At 55.3% G+C, this 17,491-nt stretch carries 20 protein-coding genes, 1 tRNA gene and 3 pseudogenes; 14 read left to right on the top strand and 10 right to left on the bottom strand.

Annotated features, from left to right (window positions below; genetic code table 11):
- The first annotated feature begins 150 nt into the window (after nt 1–150).
- The 10 genes and pseudogenes from IPI63_RS12875 to IPI63_RS04665 all read left to right on the top strand — a co-directional run bounded on the left by IPI63_RS12875 (nt 151) and on the right by IPI63_RS04665 (nt 7,379).
- A pseudogene (locus IPI63_RS12875) lies at nt 151–908 on the top strand (ABC transporter ATP-binding protein).
- Nucleotides 909–989: 81 nt separating this feature from the next.
- Nucleotides 990–2,022 (top strand): annotated as a pseudogene (locus IPI63_RS04705) (NAD(P)-dependent glycerol-1-phosphate dehydrogenase).
- A 161-nt stretch (nt 2,023–2,183) separates the two neighbouring features.
- Nucleotides 2,184–2,633: a UPF0179 family protein gene (locus IPI63_RS04700; RefSeq protein WP_292476945.1), complete on the top strand. Its 450-nt coding sequence runs from the start codon at nt 2,184–2,186 to the stop codon at nt 2,631–2,633.
- Nucleotides 2,634–3,635: a 7,8-didemethyl-8-hydroxy-5-deazariboflavin synthase subunit CofG gene (gene cofG / locus IPI63_RS04695; protein ID WP_214080172.1), complete on the top strand. Its 1,002-nt coding sequence runs from the start codon at nt 2,634–2,636 to the stop codon at nt 3,633–3,635.
- Nucleotides 3,636–3,735: 100 nt separating this feature from the next.
- Complete coding sequence (gene sepF, locus IPI63_RS04690; protein WP_292476944.1) at nt 3,736–4,038, top strand: cell division protein SepF; 303 nt, start codon at nt 3,736–3,738, stop codon at nt 4,036–4,038.
- Nucleotides 4,035–4,604 carry a ZPR1 zinc finger domain-containing protein gene (locus tag IPI63_RS04685; protein ID WP_214064637.1) on the top strand — a complete coding sequence of 190 codons (570 nt, stop codon included), beginning with the start codon at nt 4,035–4,037 and terminating at the stop codon, nt 4,602–4,604. Before sepF ends, IPI63_RS04685 begins: the two co-directional genes overlap by 4 nt.
- Nucleotide 4,605: 1 nt before the next feature.
- Nucleotides 4,606–5,499 carry a 2-phospho-L-lactate transferase gene (cofD, locus tag IPI63_RS04680; protein WP_292476943.1) on the top strand — a complete coding sequence of 298 codons (894 nt, stop codon included), beginning with the start codon at nt 4,606–4,608 and terminating at the stop codon, nt 5,497–5,499.
- Nucleotides 5,490–6,449, top strand: coding sequence for a methanogenesis marker 12 protein (locus IPI63_RS04675; RefSeq protein WP_292476942.1), 960 nt, complete (start codon nt 5,490–5,492; stop codon nt 6,447–6,449). The genes cofD and IPI63_RS04675 overlap by 10 nt, the downstream gene beginning before the upstream one ends.
- A 27-nt stretch (nt 6,450–6,476) precedes the next feature.
- A complete protein-coding gene (locus tag IPI63_RS04670) occupies nt 6,477–6,722 on the top strand; it encodes a hypothetical protein (RefSeq protein WP_214064640.1) in 246 nt (81 codons plus the stop codon).
- Nucleotides 6,723–7,229: 507 nt separating this feature from the next.
- On the top strand, nt 7,230–7,379 hold the full coding sequence (locus IPI63_RS04665; protein WP_214064641.1) for a hypothetical protein: 150 nt from the start codon (nt 7,230–7,232) through the stop codon (nt 7,377–7,379).
- 247 nt (nt 7,380–7,626) lie between these two features.
- Here the strand turns inward: IPI63_RS04665 and IPI63_RS04660 are convergent, their stop codons facing one another.
- From IPI63_RS04660 to IPI63_RS04615, 10 genes are all read right to left on the bottom strand, one after another.
- Complete coding sequence (locus IPI63_RS04660; protein WP_292476941.1) at nt 7,627–8,274, bottom strand: YkgJ family cysteine cluster protein; 648 nt, start codon at nt 8,272–8,274, stop codon at nt 7,627–7,629.
- 35 nt (nt 8,275–8,309) lie between these two features.
- Nucleotides 8,310–9,245, bottom strand: a complete 936-nt coding sequence (mtrH, locus tag IPI63_RS04655; protein WP_214064643.1) for a tetrahydromethanopterin S-methyltransferase subunit H — start codon at nt 9,243–9,245, stop codon at nt 8,310–8,312.
- The gene (mtrG, locus tag IPI63_RS04650) at nt 9,246–9,503 is read right to left on the bottom strand and encodes a tetrahydromethanopterin S-methyltransferase subunit MtrG (protein ID WP_292476940.1); all 258 of its coding nucleotides are present in this window, start codon (nt 9,501–9,503) and stop codon (nt 9,246–9,248) included.
- 3 nt (nt 9,504–9,506) lie between these two features.
- Nucleotides 9,507–9,734 carry a tetrahydromethanopterin S-methyltransferase subunit F gene (locus tag IPI63_RS04645; RefSeq protein WP_214064645.1) on the bottom strand — a complete coding sequence of 76 codons (228 nt, stop codon included), beginning with the start codon at nt 9,732–9,734 and terminating at the stop codon, nt 9,507–9,509.
- A gap of 1 nt (nt 9,735) precedes the next feature.
- Entirely contained in the window at nt 9,736–10,467 is a 732-nt protein-coding gene (gene mtrA / locus IPI63_RS04640; RefSeq protein WP_292476939.1) for a tetrahydromethanopterin S-methyltransferase subunit A, read from the bottom strand.
- A gap of 2 nt (nt 10,468–10,469) precedes the next feature.
- Nucleotides 10,470–10,823, bottom strand: coding sequence for a tetrahydromethanopterin S-methyltransferase subunit B (locus IPI63_RS04635; protein WP_214064647.1), 354 nt, complete (start codon nt 10,821–10,823; stop codon nt 10,470–10,472).
- 10 nt (nt 10,824–10,833) lie between these two features.
- On the bottom strand, nt 10,834–11,661 hold the full coding sequence (gene mtrC, locus IPI63_RS04630; RefSeq protein ID WP_292476937.1) for a tetrahydromethanopterin S-methyltransferase subunit MtrC: 828 nt from the start codon (nt 11,659–11,661) through the stop codon (nt 10,834–10,836).
- Between the two features lies 1 nt (nt 11,662).
- Nucleotides 11,663–12,349, bottom strand: coding sequence for a tetrahydromethanopterin S-methyltransferase subunit D (gene mtrD, locus IPI63_RS04625; protein ID WP_214064649.1), 687 nt, complete (start codon nt 12,347–12,349; stop codon nt 11,663–11,665).
- Nucleotides 12,346–13,251: a tetrahydromethanopterin S-methyltransferase subunit E gene (gene mtrE / locus IPI63_RS04620; RefSeq protein ID WP_292476935.1), complete on the bottom strand. Its 906-nt coding sequence runs from the start codon at nt 13,249–13,251 to the stop codon at nt 12,346–12,348. The genes mtrD and mtrE overlap by 4 nt, the downstream gene beginning before the upstream one ends.
- Nucleotides 13,252–13,400: 149 nt before the next feature.
- On the bottom strand, nt 13,401–13,937 hold the full coding sequence (locus IPI63_RS04615; RefSeq protein ID WP_366850865.1) for a CDP-2,3-bis-(O-geranylgeranyl)-sn-glycerol synthase: 537 nt from the start codon (nt 13,935–13,937) through the stop codon (nt 13,401–13,403).
- Between the two features lie 431 nt (nt 13,938–14,368).
- Between IPI63_RS04615 and IPI63_RS04610 the strand changes: the two genes are divergently transcribed.
- The 4 genes and pseudogenes from IPI63_RS04610 to IPI63_RS04595 all read left to right on the top strand — a co-directional run bounded on the left by IPI63_RS04610 (nt 14,369) and on the right by IPI63_RS04595 (nt 17,489).
- Nucleotides 14,369–14,465: transfer RNA gene (locus tag IPI63_RS04610), tRNA-Gly, on the top strand.
- A 101-nt stretch (nt 14,466–14,566) separates the two neighbouring features.
- Nucleotides 14,567–15,286 (top strand): helix-turn-helix domain-containing protein, encoded by a 720-nt coding sequence (locus IPI63_RS04605; protein ID WP_214080173.1) that lies wholly within the window; start codon nt 14,567–14,569, stop codon nt 15,284–15,286.
- 6 nt (nt 15,287–15,292) lie between these two features.
- On the top strand, nt 15,293–16,330 hold the full coding sequence (locus tag IPI63_RS04600; protein WP_292476932.1) for a hydroxymethylglutaryl-CoA synthase: 1,038 nt from the start codon (nt 15,293–15,295) through the stop codon (nt 16,328–16,330).
- Nucleotides 16,327–17,489: pseudogene (locus IPI63_RS04595) on the top strand (thiolase domain-containing protein). Before IPI63_RS04600 ends, IPI63_RS04595 begins: the two are co-directional and overlap by 4 nt.
- Nucleotides 17,490–17,491 lie beyond the last annotated feature (2 nt).

Here is a 17,491-nt window from a genome sequence, read left to right as displayed (position 1 = left end):
GCTCTAAATAGCATCAAAGGAGGATCTCCACTATAATTAAAGGAAGAATTGCGGCCCTGCTCCTTACACGCTTCAGGAGAAAGAGGGCTGCCTTCCAACCTCTCTTCTCTACGGAAAGAGATAAAGCATCCTAATATCTCCCTGATAACAATGGCTCTGCTGGAGATCAAAGGAGTATATAAGAAATTCTTTGCAGATGGCAAGGAGATGGAGGCCCTGCATGACGTCAATCTGACGGTTGCAGACAATCAATTTATCTGCTTCATAGGCCCCTCAGGGTGCGGTAAGACCACATTGCTTCGGATAGTGGCCGGCCTGGAGCTGCCGACCGCCGGCACAGTCACAATAGATGGCAAGCCCATAACCGGTCCCTCCCCGGAGAGGGGTATGGTCTTCCAGGAGTACTCCCTCTTTCCCTGGCGAACCATCCTCGATAATACCATCTTCGGCCTGGAGCTCAAGGGCATGGACAAGGTCAAGAGAGGTTATAAAGGGAGACAGTATCTGAAGATGGTCGGTCTGCAGGGCTTTGAGAACCGCTATCCTCATGAGCTTTCCGGGGGATGAAGCAGAGGGTGGCTATAGCCAGAACCCTGGTCAATGATCCCAAGGCCATTCTGATGGATGAGCCCTTCGGGGCCCTGGACGCTCAGACCCGCAATACAATGCAGTCTGAGCTGCTCAGAATCTGGGAAGAGGAGAAGAAGACGGTACTATTCGTCACTCATAGCGTCGATGAGGCCATATATCTGGCGGACGCCATAGTGATCATGTCCGCCCGGCCGGGGAGGATAAAGGATATAATCGATATTCCTCTGCCCAGGCCCAGGAGCAGAACCAGCACTGAGGTCAATCAGATAAGGAATAGCATCCTCTCTGACCTCCGCTCGGAGATTGCCAGCCGCTGAGGATATGATTTTATATTGCAGAAGAGGACTACTTCTCACTCCATTTTTTAACAGGTGAGGCAGTTGACGGGATCGAGATGGATGGAGCTTCCACGCATCGTTGCCGTGGGAAGCGGGGCATTATTGGAGCTGCCTGAGATCTGCTCTTATCTTCATCTAAAGGGTCCCGGACTCATCATCACCGGCCCTCATACCGATGATGTTGTAGGAAAGAGGATCCTTTCGTTATTGGAGGAGGAGGGATTTCAGATCCAGACCCTTGTCTCTTCCGACTCAAAGCTGGAGGAGGTCGATCGCGTAGAGGCTGTGGCCAGGGAGATCGAGGCCAACTTCCTGATTGGCGCAGGCGGCGGCAGATCGATCGATATCGCCAAGATCACCTCCATGAGGACGAATATCCCCTTCCTCTCCCTGCCCACAGCCGCCTCCCATGACGGCATCTGCTCCTCCCAGGCCTCCCTGACAGTCAATGGGGAAGCAGTATCCCTTCCCGCTCAATCCCCCCTCTCCATCATCGCCGATACCCGGATAATAGCTCAGGCCCCGGCCAGGCTCCTTGCCGCAGGCTGCGGGGACATCATCTCCAATTACACTGCCATCCTGGACTGGCGGCTCGCCCACCGGTTGAGGGATGAGGAGCTGAGCGAGTATGCCTCCGCCCTCTCAGCCATGACCGCCAAGATGATCGTCGAGCGTGCCTCCGATATCAGGCCGGGCCTGGAGGAGTCGGCCAAGATTGTAGTAAAGGCTCTGATCTCCAGCGGAGTGGCGATGAGCATCGCCGGCTCATCCCGCCCGGCCAGCGGCTCAGAGCACAAGTTCGCCCATTCTGTCAACCGCATAGCTCCGGGAAGAGCCCTGCACGGCGAGCTCTGCGGCCTGGGCACCATAATGATGATGTATCTGCACGGAAAAGACTGGAGGATGATAAAAGAGGCCCTTATCCAGGGTGGGAGCACCCACCACCGCCGGCCAGATCGGGCTGGATGCGGAGACTGTGGTTGAGGCCCTGGTCAATGCCCATAAGGTTCGCCCGGAGCGCTATACCATCCTGGATTCAGGGCTCAATCGGGTGGCCGCCGCCAGGGCGGCCGAGGCCACAGGGGTGATTTAGCAGAGGAGGCGGTGAGCTCAATAATAAAAAAACAAATTGTTGAAGATCTAATGAAAAATGATAATAATCATATAATTATGATAAAAATAAAAATATCGCTAAGAATATAAATATAAGAACATTATTAATAATTAATTTATAATCAAAAAGGAGGATAAGATATGTCCGAGGCATCTACCCAAATCACATTGATTGGAACAAAACTTGCCAGCATTGGCATGGAGTTCACCTTCATGGGCCCCACTCCGGAGTGCGAGTCCTGTAAGCTGAGGAATACCTGCATCAATCTGGAGCCGAGGAGGCGCTATAGGGTGTTGGGAACGCGCGGCGAACTGGTGCATGAGTGCCCCATTCATGAGGCAGGGGTCAGAGCAGTGGAGGTGGCAGAGAGCCCCATAATCGCGGCCTTCGATGCCAGAAAGGCCTTCCCCGGCTCAAAGATCGTCTTCGAGGCCATGAGATGCGATAACCCTGAATGCAGCATGTACGACATATGCCATCCCACCGGGCTGAAGGATGGTGAGAGGTGCACCATTGTCGAGGTGGTGGGGGAGGCGCCGGAGGACTGCCCGCGGGGGCATGTCCTGAAGCTGGTGGAGTTTCGCCGCTAGATGAGAACTATAACTTACAGCAAAAATATTTTTTTGCCGGTCACCAACCTCTGCCGCAACCGCTGCCAATACTGCTCTTTTCGAAGGGATCTGGATGAGGCCCAGCTCATTAAAAGGTCTCGGGCTCTGCATCTAATGGAGGAGGGCAGGGAGCAGGGTTGCTCTGAGGCTCTGCTCACCCTGGGGGAGAGGCCAGAGGAGGTAGAGGGATTCCAGATGATGCTCGCTGAAGAGGGGAGGGAGGACCTCTTGGGCTATCTGATAGAATTGTGCGAGCTGGCGATAGAGAATGATCTTCTCCCCCATACCAATGCCGGGCTGCTATCTCAGGAGGAGCTGGCCTGCCTGCAGCCCTATAATGCCTCCATGGGGCTGATGCTGGAAAGCTGCGCCCGGCTCGATGCCCATCTCGACTCTCCCGGGAAAGATCCGGGGCTACGCCTTGAGCATATCGCCTGCGCAGGCAGGCTGAACATCCCATTCACCACCGGCATTCTGGTGGGCATAGGCGAGAGCAGATGGGACAGAATCCAGTCTCTTCAGGCTATAGCTCGCCTGCATGCCGGCTTTGGCCATATCCAGGAGGTCATAGTGCAGCCCTTCGACCCCAAGCCGAAGACAGCCATGGGATCATTTCCGCGCCCTCAAGAGGAGGATCTGCTCTGGACGGTGAGAATGGCCCGAGAGATCCTCCCAGGAGAGGTGGCAGTCCAGGCCCCAGCAAACCTGGCTGAGCCCTTGACCCTGATAGAGGCGGGAGCAGACGATCTGGGGGGGATCAGCCCTGTAACCCGGGATGAGATAAATCCAAATAGCTCCTGGCCGAGAGAGGAGGATCTGGAAGGGAGGCTGCTGCCCTATGAGCTGAAGGAGAGGCTGCCTGTATATCCCCGGTTCATAGAGAGGGGGTGGCATGGCCGCAGAACCCGGGAGCTGACTGCTCTCCTGGCCGGAGAGGACGGCCTGCGGCGAAAAAGTATATCTTCCAGAGCATGCTGGTGAGTTTTGTGAAGAAGAAATATCTTGAGATAGGGTTGAGCACACAGGATTTCTGGAAAAGCTCAAGCTCATTGGAAGGTTCAGCGAGCAGGATTACACTGAGGTGGATTTAGGCCAGTTCGAGGAGCCCAGGGGCTCAAATGAGATCATGCTGCGGGTGGCGGAGATGGGAAGGATTGAGGTTCTGCCTGAGGTCAAGCAGGAGATCTATAACGGAAATATCGTCCTGGCGGACATCGCCGGCCTGAAGAGGGATAAAGCCGCCCTGGACAGGGCAATCGGCGAGCTGAAAAAGGCGGCCGAGGATGTATCCGGGGATATCGCTGGCATCGGCGATGACCTGATAGTCCTGGTGCCAAACGGCATAAAGATAGACCGTGAGAAAGTGGTGGGAGGAAGAGATTGAATCTTACAACCAATGCCAACTGCCCGGTATGTTCTGCCCAGATGCAGTTCTCCTGGGAGACGCAGGATATACCTTATTTTGGAGAGGCCATGCTGATCTCCGGGGTCTGTGAGTGCGGATTCCGGCATAGCGATACCATTCTACTGACCCAGAAGGAGCCGGCGAGAAATACCCTGGCAGTACAGACCCTGGAGGATCTGAATGCCAGGGTGATCCGCTCCTCCAGCGGAACGATTCGGGTGCCAGAGCTGGGGGTGGACATAGAGCCTGGGTATGCCTCCGACTCATACGTCTCCAATGTGGAAGGGGTGCTGGAACGGATCGAGGAGATCGTCTGCTTTGCCACCTCCCAGGCGCGGGCGGCGGACAACCAGGAGAGCACTAAGAGGGGAGAGGAGATCCTGGAGAATATTGCAGCAGCCCGGAAGGGGGAGTTTCCCCTCACCTTCATCATCGAGGATCCCCTGGGGAACAGCGCCATAGCCTCGGAGAAGGCAGTCGTCACCCCTCTGACAGATGAGGAGGTCGCCCGCCTCCAGACCGGCATCACGCTCTTGGAAGTCTGAGATGCTGATCTTAAGCGGCGGCACGGGAACCCCCAAGCTCTTGAGGGGCCTGAAGGAGATCATCACGCCAGAGGAGCTATCAGTTGTGGTGAACACCGCCGAGGATCTATGGGTCTCTGGGAACTATATATCGCCGGATATCGATTCCGTCCTTTATACCCTGGCGGATATGATCGATGAGAAGAGATGGTGGGGCATAAAAGGGGACAGGACTCTAACCCACGATTTCCTCCTCATGATGGGGGTGGATGAGAAGCTCACCGTGGGTGATAAGGATCGGGCAGTGCACATATTTCGATCCAATCTCCTCCGCCGGGGGGTCAAGCTCAGCCTCACCACAGAAGCGATAGCTGACGCCCTGGGAGTCATGCAGAGGGTGGTCCCCATGACTGATGATATCGTCTCCACAGTCATAGGCACCCGGCAGGGGGTGATGCATTTTCAGGACTTCTGGGTGAGCCTGAGGGGTATGCCGGAGGTGGAGTCTGTGATCTTCACCGGACTGGAGGAGGCCCTCCCCTGTCCCGGATTCCTCGACCTGCTGGAGAGAGAGGATACAGTTATCATCGGCCCCAGCAATCCCGTCACCAGCATCGGCCCGATCCTCGCCCTCACCGGGGTGAGGGATCGCCTTGAGAGGAAGAGGGTGGTGGCGATCAGCCCCTTTGTAGGAAATAAGCCGGTAAGCGGCCCGGCGGCAAAGCTCATGACTGCCTGTGGAGTCCCGGCCAATGATGAGGGGGTGGCAGCTCTTCTGGGAAAGATAGACCTCTTTGTGGTCGACAGGAAGAGCGACTACTGCGGGGATTGCGTGCGCATGAAAACCCTTATGAGGACAAAGAATGAGAGTCTGGCAGTGGCGAAAGGCTTGCTGGATCTGATCGAATGTTCTTAGGCATAGACCACGGGACCACGGCTATCAGGTTTGCCAACGAGGTTGGCTCCTGTTATGAGATCTCGCGCAGAGTGGCCGCTCGCCTCCCCTCCCAACAGATCCTCTTCCGGGTGGCAGAGAACCTGGGCTCCGACCAGGTGGATCTGGTTGCTCTCTCCTACTCCATGGGCGACGGCCTGACCAGCATTGTGAGGCTTGAGGATGCTGCCAACCGGGGATTGATAAGCCAGGATGGAGCGGGCCTGCACCAGGGAGGAGGGACTCAGGTATTCGAGGCCATCAGGGCCTCAGGCTGGCCGGCCGTGCTTCTTCCTGGAATTCATCGCGCAAGCAGGATAGATCCAAGATTCAGGGTTTTCAGCCACGGCATGAGCCCGGAGAAGGTGGGCCTGGCCTATGGGGTCTTCCGGCAGGGATCCTCCAGCTTCATAGTCTGCGATGCCAGCTCCAATACCGTCAGCTTTGCTGTGCTGGAGGGCCGGATAGTCGCCGCCATAGATGCACCCATATTCGCCCCCGGCCTCCTGCAGGGTCCTTTGGATGTACAGGCGATAAGGGATGTGGATGGGGGAAAGCTGACTGCAAACCAGGCCTTCAACTGGGGGGGCATCCTCTCCAAGATGGGCAGGAAAGGGCTGGATCAGTGCTCCCCTGAGGAGCGCCACCTGGCCACAGAGAGCCTCGCCCTCTTCGCCGCCATGGAGATCAGTGCCCTTCTGCTCCTCTGCCGCGATCTGGGCCAGGAGGACGTGCAGCTATTCCTGGCGGGAAGCCCGGCGAAGGAGATCGAACCGCGGGTATCCGCCCTCCTGGGCAAGAGGGTCAGACCTCTGAAGGGATCGGCAGCCGCTCAGGGCTGCGCCTGGATTGCTGAGGATGTATTCGCCGGGGAGAAGAGCATCCTGGGGATAGCTGTGGATGAGAGGGTCCAAAGGGGAAGGGAATGCTGATCCACCCGGCCAAAGGAGGCCTGATCGATGGAGAAGGTGACTGAGAGAGAGGTAAGAGATCTGGAGGATAGGGCCTCATATATCAAGGGAGAGCGGGCCAGGGCTTTGAGGGCGGAGACGGAGGCCGTCATGGCCAGGGCAGAGGCCTTAGGGGTGGGGGAAGATCTGATCAATCGCCTGGATCTTCTCCTGCTCAATCTCACAGAGGCATCACGCGATGTCTGCACCAATACCAGATGTCCTCATTATGGCAAGAGATGCAAGATGAGATGAGCATCTGAATGATAGTGGTATAGTCCTGACGGGCTGCCAGGACTATAGAATAAAAACGATATTTTTTCACCTCACACCCGACCTGCTATCAGACCACTTATTCAGTACCGTTGGCAGGACGATGACAAGCACACCAAATATGATAATGGCATATATCTGAGACATTATGTCCATATTCTCTCACCTCCTTAAATTGAAATACACCTCATTTTGAGCTTAGGTGCAGGCCATGATAAACCTTTTGCTGAGCATGCCATCCTTTCGGCTTTCTGGTAACTGGCAAAAATGGTAAAATGGTGAAAATGGTAAAAAAGGAAAATAGCAATTCAACCAATTTGTCAAATGAATATTTGTTAATTATGGCCTTATACGATGATATTTAGGCAAATAAATCAATTAAATAGCGAAATAATTGCTTATTATCGGAAAAGCTTAAATAAAGGAATGGATGCCCTACAACAGTGCATTAACCCGGTAGAACCCGGGTGCGTAGCACAGGTGATTGCAATGGCAGGCTTCATTCAAAACGAACCACCCCGGGTGGGAAAGGATGTACAGGTCAATGGATCGATAACCTCAGAGGATAGCGGCTTTTATGTCATCATCATCTCAGCAATTATATTCTTGATTGCCGCACTAACTGGACATCTGGTATAAGAGGTTCCATCCACCTGGATCTGGCCTCCTGGCCCGGGATGGGATCGGTCCCTATCCACTGGTCTGCATCCCGGGCCGAAGAGATAAAAAAAAGAAAAAGATAATCTTTTTTTGGCCCCCTCGCTTCTCCTAGCGGCAAGCCCGGGAGTGCTCTTCATCCCATCTTTCTGCCTTTATGCTCCTCGCTGTGGAATCGGATCGTATGGGCCTTGCCACAAGGGCTCCAGGCCCATTTTTCAGGACGATCTCAAATCAAAGGAGGCCTCTTCTCCCCTCTGCCGGAAAGGGTTCTATAGACCCCCGCCCCGGAGGCTATCCTTCCGGAGGCATTCAGCCTCTGGATATGGGGCGAGATATCCCCGCTCCTCTCCAGGAACTGCTCTACCACCAGCCCCTCCAGCTTCTTTCTGTCCACCCTCTTCCCTTTTCCAATCCCAGGGCAGGTGGGATTGTAGCTGACGCTTAAGAGGATATCCCCATTGGATAGCGTCTCCTCCTCCACTCGGAAGGGAAAGAGGCGGCAGGCGACAGGCCTTACCTGGTATATGCCGCATCCCTCCCGATAGAAGATGCAGGTGGTATCCTCATTGCTCCTCAATACCGGCAGGTCTAAGATCACCTTCCTGCCCTCATCTTCAATCTTCACATAGCAACCATCGTAGTCGTAAAGGGTATCCACGAACTCCTGCGGCCTTCTGCCTGTCCTCTTGCTGATGTTATGAACATCCCTCTCTGTGAGATAGATCAGGTTTGAGCGCCTCCAAAAATCATCCAACTGCTCAGCGGGAATGAGATCCTCAAACTCGGCAGGCCTTTTATGATGGCAGCATGAGCCACATCTTTGGCACTGGAAACGGATATCATCAAAGATGGCCTTTATTATAACCCGGGGCATAAATCCCCTCGAAAAAAGGAAAAGGAGAAGGCGACCTAGAGGGTCGTCTTCAGAGGATGCTTCTCTGCCAGAACCTCCAGTCCCAGCTCCTGCGCTGACTCGGCCTTCATGATGTCCACCATTGCCGCAGCGGGGAAGATCATAGAGGCGTTCTCGATGGGACCGTATAGGTAGTAGTCAGCACCAACGATCCCGGCCACCAGGTTCGATCCGATATCGACGGGAGCGAAAGCCTCCTTGTGCTGTTTCTTCCACTTCTTCATCCAATCCCAGGCAGAGGCACCATTGTGGAAGCCTCCGCCCACCGGCAGGCCGTACATGGCCTTGATGGCGATGCAGGCACGATAGGTTGCACCGGATCCAGCACCCAGAGGCATGGCCGCAGTATCGATAAGAGGCCTGGTGATGCCGCACTCCTTGGCATAATCCATCAGGGGCTTTTGAGCGCCGCCCGCTGCCTTGTTCATCATATCCATCTTGCCCTTGGTCCCCGACTCAATGGCATTGAAGATGAGGACAATGGCCGAGTCCAGATCGCTCTCTTTGACCGCATTCAGCTCCTCATCGGTGATTGAGGCGTTGATGGAGTTATGAATGGCTCTATCGGCCACACCGATCTCAGTGGCATGCTTGACGCCGAAGGCGCGAACCTCTGGAGCAGAGGAGTCGATGAGGAAGGGATAATCGGATATGCCCACGAACCAGTCTATCTCCTTGGCCATGGCCTCATTGCTCTCGGCCACGATCTGGTTCATGCAGCTATTCCCTGTGACATCGCTCATCTCAACCTGTGTATTCCAGAGCCGCTCTGCGGCGGCTGCGTCAAAGACACCGTGCTCCGGGTCAGAGACGATCTTATGCCTGGCATAGAACATGGTGCCGATGCAGCATGTGGGGTACTCGCCAGGCTGACCCCCTAACTTGAATTTACCGAAATCGAAGACTTCCTGCTTCCTATCAAATCTGAACATTCAAATCACCGCCGTCCAATTGCCTGCGTATACGAATAGTATGTATGCTAAGACCAGGATCAATCCTGCGCAGATGCCATAGGCCATGCCCAGATCTCTGCCGATGGATTTGCCAGCCCTCATATACTTCTCTGAGGAGTAGAACTCTACCTTCTCCTCTATCTTCTCCAGCCTTGCCATCACATCTCTGAGCTGATCAGGATCGACCACAGCAACCGGTACTACCGGCTTGATATCTTCTGGCATATGTTCTGGCATGCTTCAAATCCCTCCAAAGAAGGCGAAAGGCCCCAGCATCATCGCAACTGCGAGGACAAAGCCGATGGCAAATCCTATGGAGACCGTGGAGATGACGCCCGAGCTGAGCTTGGTCTCCCTGGCCAGAAGCTGGCCCTTGTAGCGCACGTCCTCCACTATTGCATCGATCAGCGGCATATTTGGCTCTACCACCGCGGGCAATCCCTGGCCATATGCAATCTCTTCTGCCATTTTATACTCCTCCTGCCACTCTGATAATCAACCCAAAGAGGACGAGCACCACTGTCATGCCTAAGGCTATGCCCTCGATCTTGCCGGCATAGATGCCAGCCTGCAGCTTGTTGAGGAGGCCGACGTCGGTTACGACGGCATCGATGCCTCGCATCCTCCCCCTTACCTCCACCATCTCTGCTGCCATGGGCATGAGGCCGCCTGCCTCCTCTTCTTCCCCGCCCTCTTTGATCTCGATGGTCATGGGCTCGACATCGAGGGCACCCGGATCCTTGGAGGCCAACTCCTTGACCTTGCTGCTGATGGCTCCGATGTCCTCTGTGTCCATCATCATAACCGCCTGCACCTGCTCCCTCCAGCGTTCAATTGCCTCTGGGGTCAGGTTCTGAATGAAGGGAATGGCTCCCTTGGCTCCGATGATCCTGCCTTCCTTATCGATTCCGCTTTGGGTGAAGGCCTCGACCGCCTGTCCGGTGATGTGCCCCTTGACCTCCATTCCTGTGATCAGGATGTATCTGATATTGGGGTTGGAGATGACATTGGCCACCATCTTCTCTATGCCGATGTTCTCGGTCTTACAGGGTCCTGCCAGGGCAGCCCCTGCTTTGATCAGATCGGCATTATGAAGGTGTGATCCACAGGTGCAGACAGCGACTGGGCTCTCTGGATTGCCCACCTCGTACTCGCCGGTGATAGTTGGCCAGGGGTCAGAAGGCTTCTTTTTAAGAACCATATCTAAGCACCTCCGCCAAGCGCTTTCTTGACGATCTCAAATGTCGCCGGATTGGTGAAGGATATCGACAGCAGTAAGACAAAGGAAACCACCAGGCCGATGATGAATCCCATCCAGATGTTGGTGTACAGGCCGGCTATGTATGAGGCCTTGCCCCGGTTGGCATACGAGGAAAGGAGCTCATTGTCCGGCACCAACTGGTTCACAAGATCGTCAGCGATCTTATCCAGCTTTTCTATTCTCTCATAGACTGGGTCGAAGGTGAACAAGACCACGTCCGCCCTCTGCTCCGAGACCACTCCTTTCAGTGGATCGAAGATCAGGCCCAGTTCCGGTGAAACTCTAACAAATCCCATTTAGAACACCTCACTGCACCGTTGGCGGCAATAATCCTGTTCCGACGACTGCGGATGCATCCCTCTTCACCAGCTTGTAGAACATCTTGAAGAAGTAGAACCACAAAGCAAAGCCGATGATGATCTGCAGCAGGCCCGCGCCCAGGCCCTGGATTGACAAGGCCGCAATTCCAGTGGCGACCATGGCCAGTCCTCCCACCATGGCTGCATTGACCAAAGTCCTGTCCTGCTTCTCATCCGGGCCGAGATTGGCATTGAAGGGATGAAGAACGGCCAGGCCTCCAGCGATGAAGATGATGGCGATGTAGCCGGTCATGAGCACATCGTCTACAATTCGGGTATACCCCAGGTTGCCGGATACAGCAAAGCTCCAGCCGAGAATGGCCAGTGCCCCTGCCATGGACAGGTCGGCATTGCCCTCCTCCATCACCGGAATGTTGAATTTGATGACCTTATTGGCTATGACCCCGACGATGTAGCCGAAGACGCCAGCGTAGATCAGGGTGATGATCGGACTGAGCAAGGGGAGATTGATCGATTCCGCCACAGATAGGCCGAACATGACGGCGATGATGCCCATGCCCAAAGCGAGCATGCCGATCGAGGGAACTCCAGTGCCAATGCCGTATGCACAGACTCTTCTCACTGCATTGGCGCCCATGACTACAGCGAATATGGCGGCCACTGCTCCTATGAAGGAGAACAACTCAGTGTTAAGGGTGGAATTGAGTATTGAGCCCAGATATATGCCCGCGATGGAGCCCACCAGGCCGTATATCCTCAACTTCTTGGGTTCATATGCAGACGGCGCTCCGCCTGCTGCTCCTCCTACAGACATTTCAGGCACCTCCTGCGATTAAGACTGATGCCAATGCGAGCAGTATGCTAGCAACGAGGCAGGCTCTGAAGGCGAAGGGCCACTTCTTGAACTTGGGGTCGTGGAAGCCCTCGATGGTGCCCTGGATATTCCAGGAGGCGATCACAGCATTCACCAGGAATATGCCGATGGCGAACATGGCGCTCAGAGCAGTATTGTGATTGATCAGATATAGTGCATAGTAGATCATGGCACCGCCCAGACCGCCCATCATGCCGCCAATGAGGCCGCTGACGAAACAGATTGTGGGTATGCCCTGGCCAACTGTTCCCGGAGCGACATAGGGTGGCTGAGAGAAGCCGGTAATGGGATCATAATTGACCTTGGCCGAGGCGAAGGGCACGCCTACAGCATAAGCGTAGATCCAAGAGCCGGTGAGCATAGTAGAGCCGATCATAATCCCTGCTCCCACTGCTCCAGAGGCCAGGATGAGCCAGATGTTATCGGTGACGGACATCATCAGGCCGGCAGCCAGCAGACCGGTGAGGCCCGCTCCAGCAGCCAGTTGCACCGTTCCGGTGCCGATACCAGTAGCCTGGGCCATGGCCGCAGGTGCGCCGCCCACAGGAACGAAGTGAACACCGACTCCAACCAGCAGCCCGCCCACGATGATCTCCAGGACATATATAATTGTATTTTGATCTATCATGCTGCTATATCCCCCTTATACTCTGGATATGGCCCATATTTTCTCCTGGTGGACCTCTCTATATAGTGGTTATAGACAACTTCCACAAGAATGAAGAAGATTCCCATGAGAATGGCATAGCTGGCCTGGGTTACAGGATCGAATACCGTTGTCCGCCAGTTGTCCAGAAAGACCGTCAGGCCGAAGCCCATTCCCGTGGCCGGTCCGCCGAACTTGGTGCAGAACCAGGCGTTGTCGATGGAGTTTCTGAGGCCTGCCTCGGCCTTCCTCACGATCTGGCCGGAGAGCATGGTGTTCAGACCGCATCCGAACTGCCGGTTCTGGAACTGTCTCTCACTGCCATAATGGATATCTCCCACTGAGGAGCCGATGGCACCCACTGCCAGCCCCCAGATCAATGCGATGATGGGCATTGGGAAGGGATGTGGCGTTGGCAGCATGTATACCATGATATACGATATAGTTGCAATACAGAATGATGTTATCCAGGCATGCGCCATAATCGATGGCGTGGTGTACCTGACGATATCCAGATAAATCCACTGGTTGAACCTGGCCTGGCTGGAGTTCCTGCCAAAATAAGCGCTCATCGAAAAAACGCCATTGAATAAAGCAGCAACTGAAGCGCCTACGACCAGGGCCATCAATGCAGGCAACTGGAAAGTGGTGATAAGCGTATAGGCTACCATAGCAGCTGTGGCGGCCCACAGGGCATTGGCCGGGGGTTCACCCGATATGGCCTTATTATAGATCCTGTGGGGATTGCCGACCTGGGCAGCCAGCTGTACTTGCGAGTTGGGATTGCTCTGAGATCCTACATCGGACTCAATATCTTCAGAAGCACCAGCAACCGTCGCAAGGGCTCCCATTGCGGCTACAAGCCCCATGCTAAATGCGTCCATTTATTCCTCCTCCTTTTCATTTTACCAATTTCATACTTTTCTACGATAAAATTGGCTATGACGCTCTTGGTATCAATTACCCAAACTTATAAACCTTTCGCGATCTCTGGTCGGGCCAAATCCTCTCCCCCGCGATGATCGAGGAACCTCTACCAGGGCTCCTTCTTCGCCCCGATTTTATAGCCGATGATATTGGTTACCCGGTGGAGGATGGGAGTGATGATGAGCACGATCATCATTATAAAAGGGGTGAAATTGTGCCAAAACCATTGCGGCGCAATCAGCATAGTGAAAAGCCATGCCCCTATCACAAAATCGATCTGATCTATCAGAAAGAGAGGAGAGCCGCGCTTCATCTTCAGCCGGCGCTTGAAGAAAGCTGCGAATATATCCCCCAGCATTGCCCCCAGGGAGAGGCCCAGGAGGATGGGGAGCTGCTCGAATCCCGCGCCGAAGACCGGCAGGCCTAAGGACGGAGCGATCTGGTTTTGCAATAGACCCATCAGCATGCCGCATACTGTCCCGGCTATAGTTCCCCTGAAGGTCTTGCCATCACCCAGTGTCCTCTCTCCATCCTGAAAGACCTGGCCCAGGTCCAGAGGCATTCCGCCCCCGAAGATGGCAGCGAAGTTGTTCGGCACATAGGCAGGCAGCATCAGCCAGAAGGCGACGATAAGGGCAATCATTCTCTTTCCTATTTCCATTCGATTCCTTTTTTTCCTTCGCGGTCACCCCCATATATCAAATTATCTCCTGGGGATCGGCCCTTAAGGTCGAGGAGCATTACATTGAAGGAGGGAGGCTGGAGTGCGGGGGAGGGCGAGGGTTGCGAGAAAGTGCTCGCTTGGGAGATGCCCAGCCCGGAGGTGGTGTGCTGGAATGGATACATCAAGCTGACGGGGTGGCATTCGCGACTATCACCGCTCTCCTCCTGGCATAGGGGAGAGATGGGCGGGCTCTTTGCTGTTTTAGTGGGGGGCCGAGGAGTGTTATCTCTCGCGCTTTTGTGCCTTTGCTCCTTTATGGTGAAATAGCGAAGGGCCGGAGATTATGCTCTGCTCTGGGGGAGGGATTTGGATCGAAACAGTTAAGTTCAGGCTGTGAAACTAACTGGCGGGCGTCGATGGTCTAGCGGTTATGACTTGGGCCTTCCAGGCAGATCAGTAGATCTGCGAAGCAAGCCTACAACCCGGGTTCGAATCCCGGTCGACGCACTCCCGGCCTCTTCGCAGCATACCCTTGGCAAACCTCGAATTCGTTAAATGCCGAATTATTTTCGCTACATTTATATGCTAGTTTCACCAGTTTATATCTCATGAAATCCGGTGGGGAGATCTCCAACGCACGAGGATTGCTGGCAGAGAAGATCGCAGGCGAGATCACCTTGTCTTCAAACCCAGGGGAGACATTGAGGAAGTGGAGGCGAAACTTCGGCATAACTCAGACCGATCTCTCCAACCATCTGAATATATCCCCTTCAGTGATATCAGACTATGAGAGCGGCAGGAGAAAGTCCCCAGGCATAATGATCGTCAGCAAGATAATCGATGCCCTGCTCAGACTGGATGAGAGCCGGGGCTGCAATGTTATGCGTGCTTATGAGAATATGTGGGGGGATATCCTGGGCCTGGACTCCATCTGCAGCGTCTGCGAGTATCAAGAGCCCCTTCCATTGAATGATATCGCCCGGAAGCTGGATGCGGCGGTGATATATGGCCGGACGGATATCACCATCTGGGGCTATACACTGATAGATAGCTTGAAGGCCATTGTGGAGATGCTCCCCGACCAGTTCCAGAAGATCTATGGGCGGAGCACTGCCCGGGCGCTGATATTCACTGGAGTTCGATCCGGTCGATCGAGCATGGTTGCCGTGCGGGTGAGCAATCTGAAACCAGGGGCAGTGGTACTGCAAGGGATGGATCCAGTGGATGTGGACCCCATTGCAGTCAAGATCGCCAAGGTTGAGAATATTCCTCTTTTGACGACACATTTTTCCGTGGATGAGATCACCAGTGCTCTGAGCAAAGGGTGAAATCCATTGGTCTCGGGAATTGTCAGCTACGGGGTCTATATTCCCCGATTCAGGATAAGGGTAGATGAGATCGCCCGGGTATGGGGGGATGGCGATGACATCTCTTTAGGCCTGCAGGTCTTCGAGAAGTCCGTGCCTGATCTTGATGAGGATGCAGTGACCATCGCCGTGGAGGCAGCAAGAAACGCCATCGATCGCGCCGGTGTGGACCCGCGAAGGATAGGGGCCATCTATGCAGGCTCAGAGAGCCATCCTTATGCAGTCAAGCCCACGGGGACCATCGTGGGTCAGGCGGTCGGCACCTCCCCCTCCTTCACCACTGCGGACTTCGAGTTTGCCTGCAAGGCAGGGACAGCAGCCATCCAGGCATGCCTGGGCCTGGTAACCTCAGATCTGATCGATCTGGGGCTGGCCATAGGCGCCGATGTCAGCCAGGGAGCGCCCGGGGATATGCTGGAGTACACCGCCGCCGCCGGCGGAGCAGCCTATTTGATAGGAAAGAAGGACCTGGCAGCTCAGATCGAGGGCTTTTATTCCTTTACCACCGATACCCCTGACTTCTGGAGAAGGGAGGGAATGCCCTATCCAGAGCATGGGGGGAGGTTCACCGGGGAGCCGGCCTACTTCAAGCATGTCACCAGCGCCGCCACGGGATTGATGGAGAGGATGCAGACCAGCCCAAAGGATTATGATTACGCCGTCTTCCACCAGCCCAATGGAAAGTTTCCGGTGCGGGTGGCAAGGATGCTCGGCTTCTCCAAGAGCCAGATCGAGCCGGGGCTGATTGTGCCATTGATCGGGAACACCTACTCCGCCTCCTGCCTGATCGGCCTGGCTGCCACCCTGGATGTGGCCCGGCCGGGGGAGAGGATCTTCGTCACCAGCTTCGGCTCCGGCGCGGGGAGCGATGCCTTCAGCATCAGGGTGCTGGACAGAATCGAGGAGATACGCTGCCATGCCCCCAGCGTTCGCGACTATATCGGCAATGCGCAGTATCTTGATTATGCAATGTATGCCAAGCACAAAGGCAAGCTGAGAGTATGAGATCGGTATCAATCGTTGGTGTGGGTTGCACCAAGTTCGGGGAGAGATGGGACAGCTCTCTGCGCGATATGATCGCTGAGGCAGGGGTCCTGGCCATTGATGATGCAGAGATCAGCGGTGAGCAGATAGATGCCCTCTATGTGGGCAATATGAGCGGCGGGCGATTTATTGAGCAGGAGCATATCGGGGCTCTGATCGCCGACTGCGCAGGCCTCTCCCGGCTGCACGTCCCTTCCACCCGGGTGGAGGCGGCCTGCGCCTCCGGTGGCCTGGCCCTTCGCCAGGCGGTCTTGGCTGTGGCCAGCGGCTACTGCGATATTGTGATCGCCGCCGGGGTGGAGAAGATGACCGATGTATCCTCGGGCACTGCCGCTGATGCTCTGGCCGCAGCAGCAGACAGGGAGTGGGAGTGCTTCTTTGGGGCCACATTCCCTGCTCTTTATGCCATGATGGCCAAGATGCATATGCGCCGTTACGGCACCACCCACGAGCAGATGGCCCGGGTGGCAGTGAAAAATCACCATCATGCCTGTATGAATCCCGTCGCCCAGTATCAGATGGAGATCGATATTGAGGATGTGGACAGCTCTCCTATGGTGGCCGATCCTCTGCATGTGCTGGACTGCTCTCCCATATCCGATGGAGCAGCAGTGGTAGTGCTGGCGCCGAGCGATATCGCCCGCCAGTTCTCTGATACCCCCATCAAGATCGCAGGCTGTGCTCAGGCCAGCGATACCCTGGCCCTGCATGACCGCCGCGACCTGACCACCCTGGATGCCACCGTCCATGCCGGCAGATCCGCCTTCCGTCAGGCAGGCATCGAGCCCCGTCAGGTGGATGTGGCTGAGGTCCATGACTGCTTCACCATAGCTGAGATCCTGGCGATTGAGGATCTGGGATTTGTGGAGAAGGGGCAGGGGGGTAAGGCAACAGAGGAGGGGTGGACAGCATTGGATGGAGAGGTGGCTGTCAACACCTCTGGCGGGCTGAAGGCCTGTGGCCATCCTGTGGGGGCCACGGGCATCAAGCAGGCCTATGAGATCGCCTTGCAGCTCCGAGGAGAGGCGGGACGGAGGCAGGTAGATGAGGTGGAGATCGGCCTGGCCCACAATGTGGGCGGCTCGGGGGAACGGCGCTGGTACATATATTCACGAGGTAGTA

Source organism: Methanothrix sp. (genome assembly GCF_016706325.1).
GTDB lineage: Archaea > Halobacteriota > Methanosarcinia > Methanotrichales > Methanotrichaceae > Methanothrix.
This window is presented reverse-complemented; position numbering and strand designations above follow the sequence as displayed.

Excerpts from the sequence above, each read along its gene's own strand:
- IPI63_RS04700 (WP_292476945.1), top strand. The coding sequence starts at position 2,184 with ATGTCCGAGGCATCTACCCAAATCACATTGATTGGAACAAAACTTGCC.
- cofG (WP_214080172.1), top strand. The coding sequence starts at position 2,634 with ATGAGAACTATAACTTACAGCAAAAATATTTTTTTGCCGGTCACCAAC.
- cofD (WP_292476943.1), top strand. The coding sequence starts at position 4,606 with ATGCTGATCTTAAGCGGCGGCACGGGAACCCCCAAGCTCTTGAGGGGC.
- IPI63_RS04675 (WP_292476942.1), top strand. The coding sequence starts at position 5,490 with ATGTTCTTAGGCATAGACCACGGGACCACGGCTATCAGGTTTGCCAAC.
- IPI63_RS04670 (WP_214064640.1), top strand. The coding sequence starts at position 6,477 with ATGGAGAAGGTGACTGAGAGAGAGGTAAGAGATCTGGAGGATAGGGCC.
- IPI63_RS04665 (WP_214064641.1), top strand. The coding sequence starts at position 7,230 with ATGGCAGGCTTCATTCAAAACGAACCACCCCGGGTGGGAAAGGATGTA.
- IPI63_RS04660 (WP_292476941.1), bottom strand. The coding sequence starts at position 8,274 with ATGCCCCGGGTTATAATAAAGGCCATCTTTGATGATATCCGTTTCCAG.
- mtrH (WP_214064643.1), bottom strand. The coding sequence starts at position 9,245 with ATGTTCAGATTTGATAGGAAGCAGGAAGTCTTCGATTTCGGTAAATTC.
- mtrG (WP_292476940.1), bottom strand. The coding sequence starts at position 9,503 with ATGCCAGAACATATGCCAGAAGATATCAAGCCGGTAGTACCGGTTGCT.
- IPI63_RS04645 (WP_214064645.1), bottom strand. The coding sequence starts at position 9,734 with ATGGCAGAAGAGATTGCATATGGCCAGGGATTGCCCGCGGTGGTAGAG.
- mtrA (WP_292476939.1), bottom strand. The coding sequence starts at position 10,467 with ATGGTTCTTAAAAAGAAGCCTTCTGACCCCTGGCCAACTATCACCGGC.
- IPI63_RS04635 (WP_214064647.1), bottom strand. The coding sequence starts at position 10,823 with ATGGGATTTGTTAGAGTTTCACCGGAACTGGGCCTGATCTTCGATCCA.
- mtrC (WP_292476937.1), bottom strand. The coding sequence starts at position 11,661 with ATGTCTGTAGGAGGAGCAGCAGGCGGAGCGCCGTCTGCATATGAACCC.
- mtrD (WP_214064649.1), bottom strand. The coding sequence starts at position 12,349 with ATGATAGATCAAAATACAATTATATATGTCCTGGAGATCATCGTGGGC.
- mtrE (WP_292476935.1), bottom strand. The coding sequence starts at position 13,251 with ATGGACGCATTTAGCATGGGGCTTGTAGCCGCAATGGGAGCCCTTGCG.
- IPI63_RS04615 (WP_366850865.1), bottom strand. The coding sequence starts at position 13,937 with ATGATTGCCCTTATCGTCGCCTTCTGGCTGATGCTGCCTGCCTATGTG.
- IPI63_RS04605 (WP_214080173.1), top strand. The coding sequence starts at position 14,567 with ATGAAATCCGGTGGGGAGATCTCCAACGCACGAGGATTGCTGGCAGAG.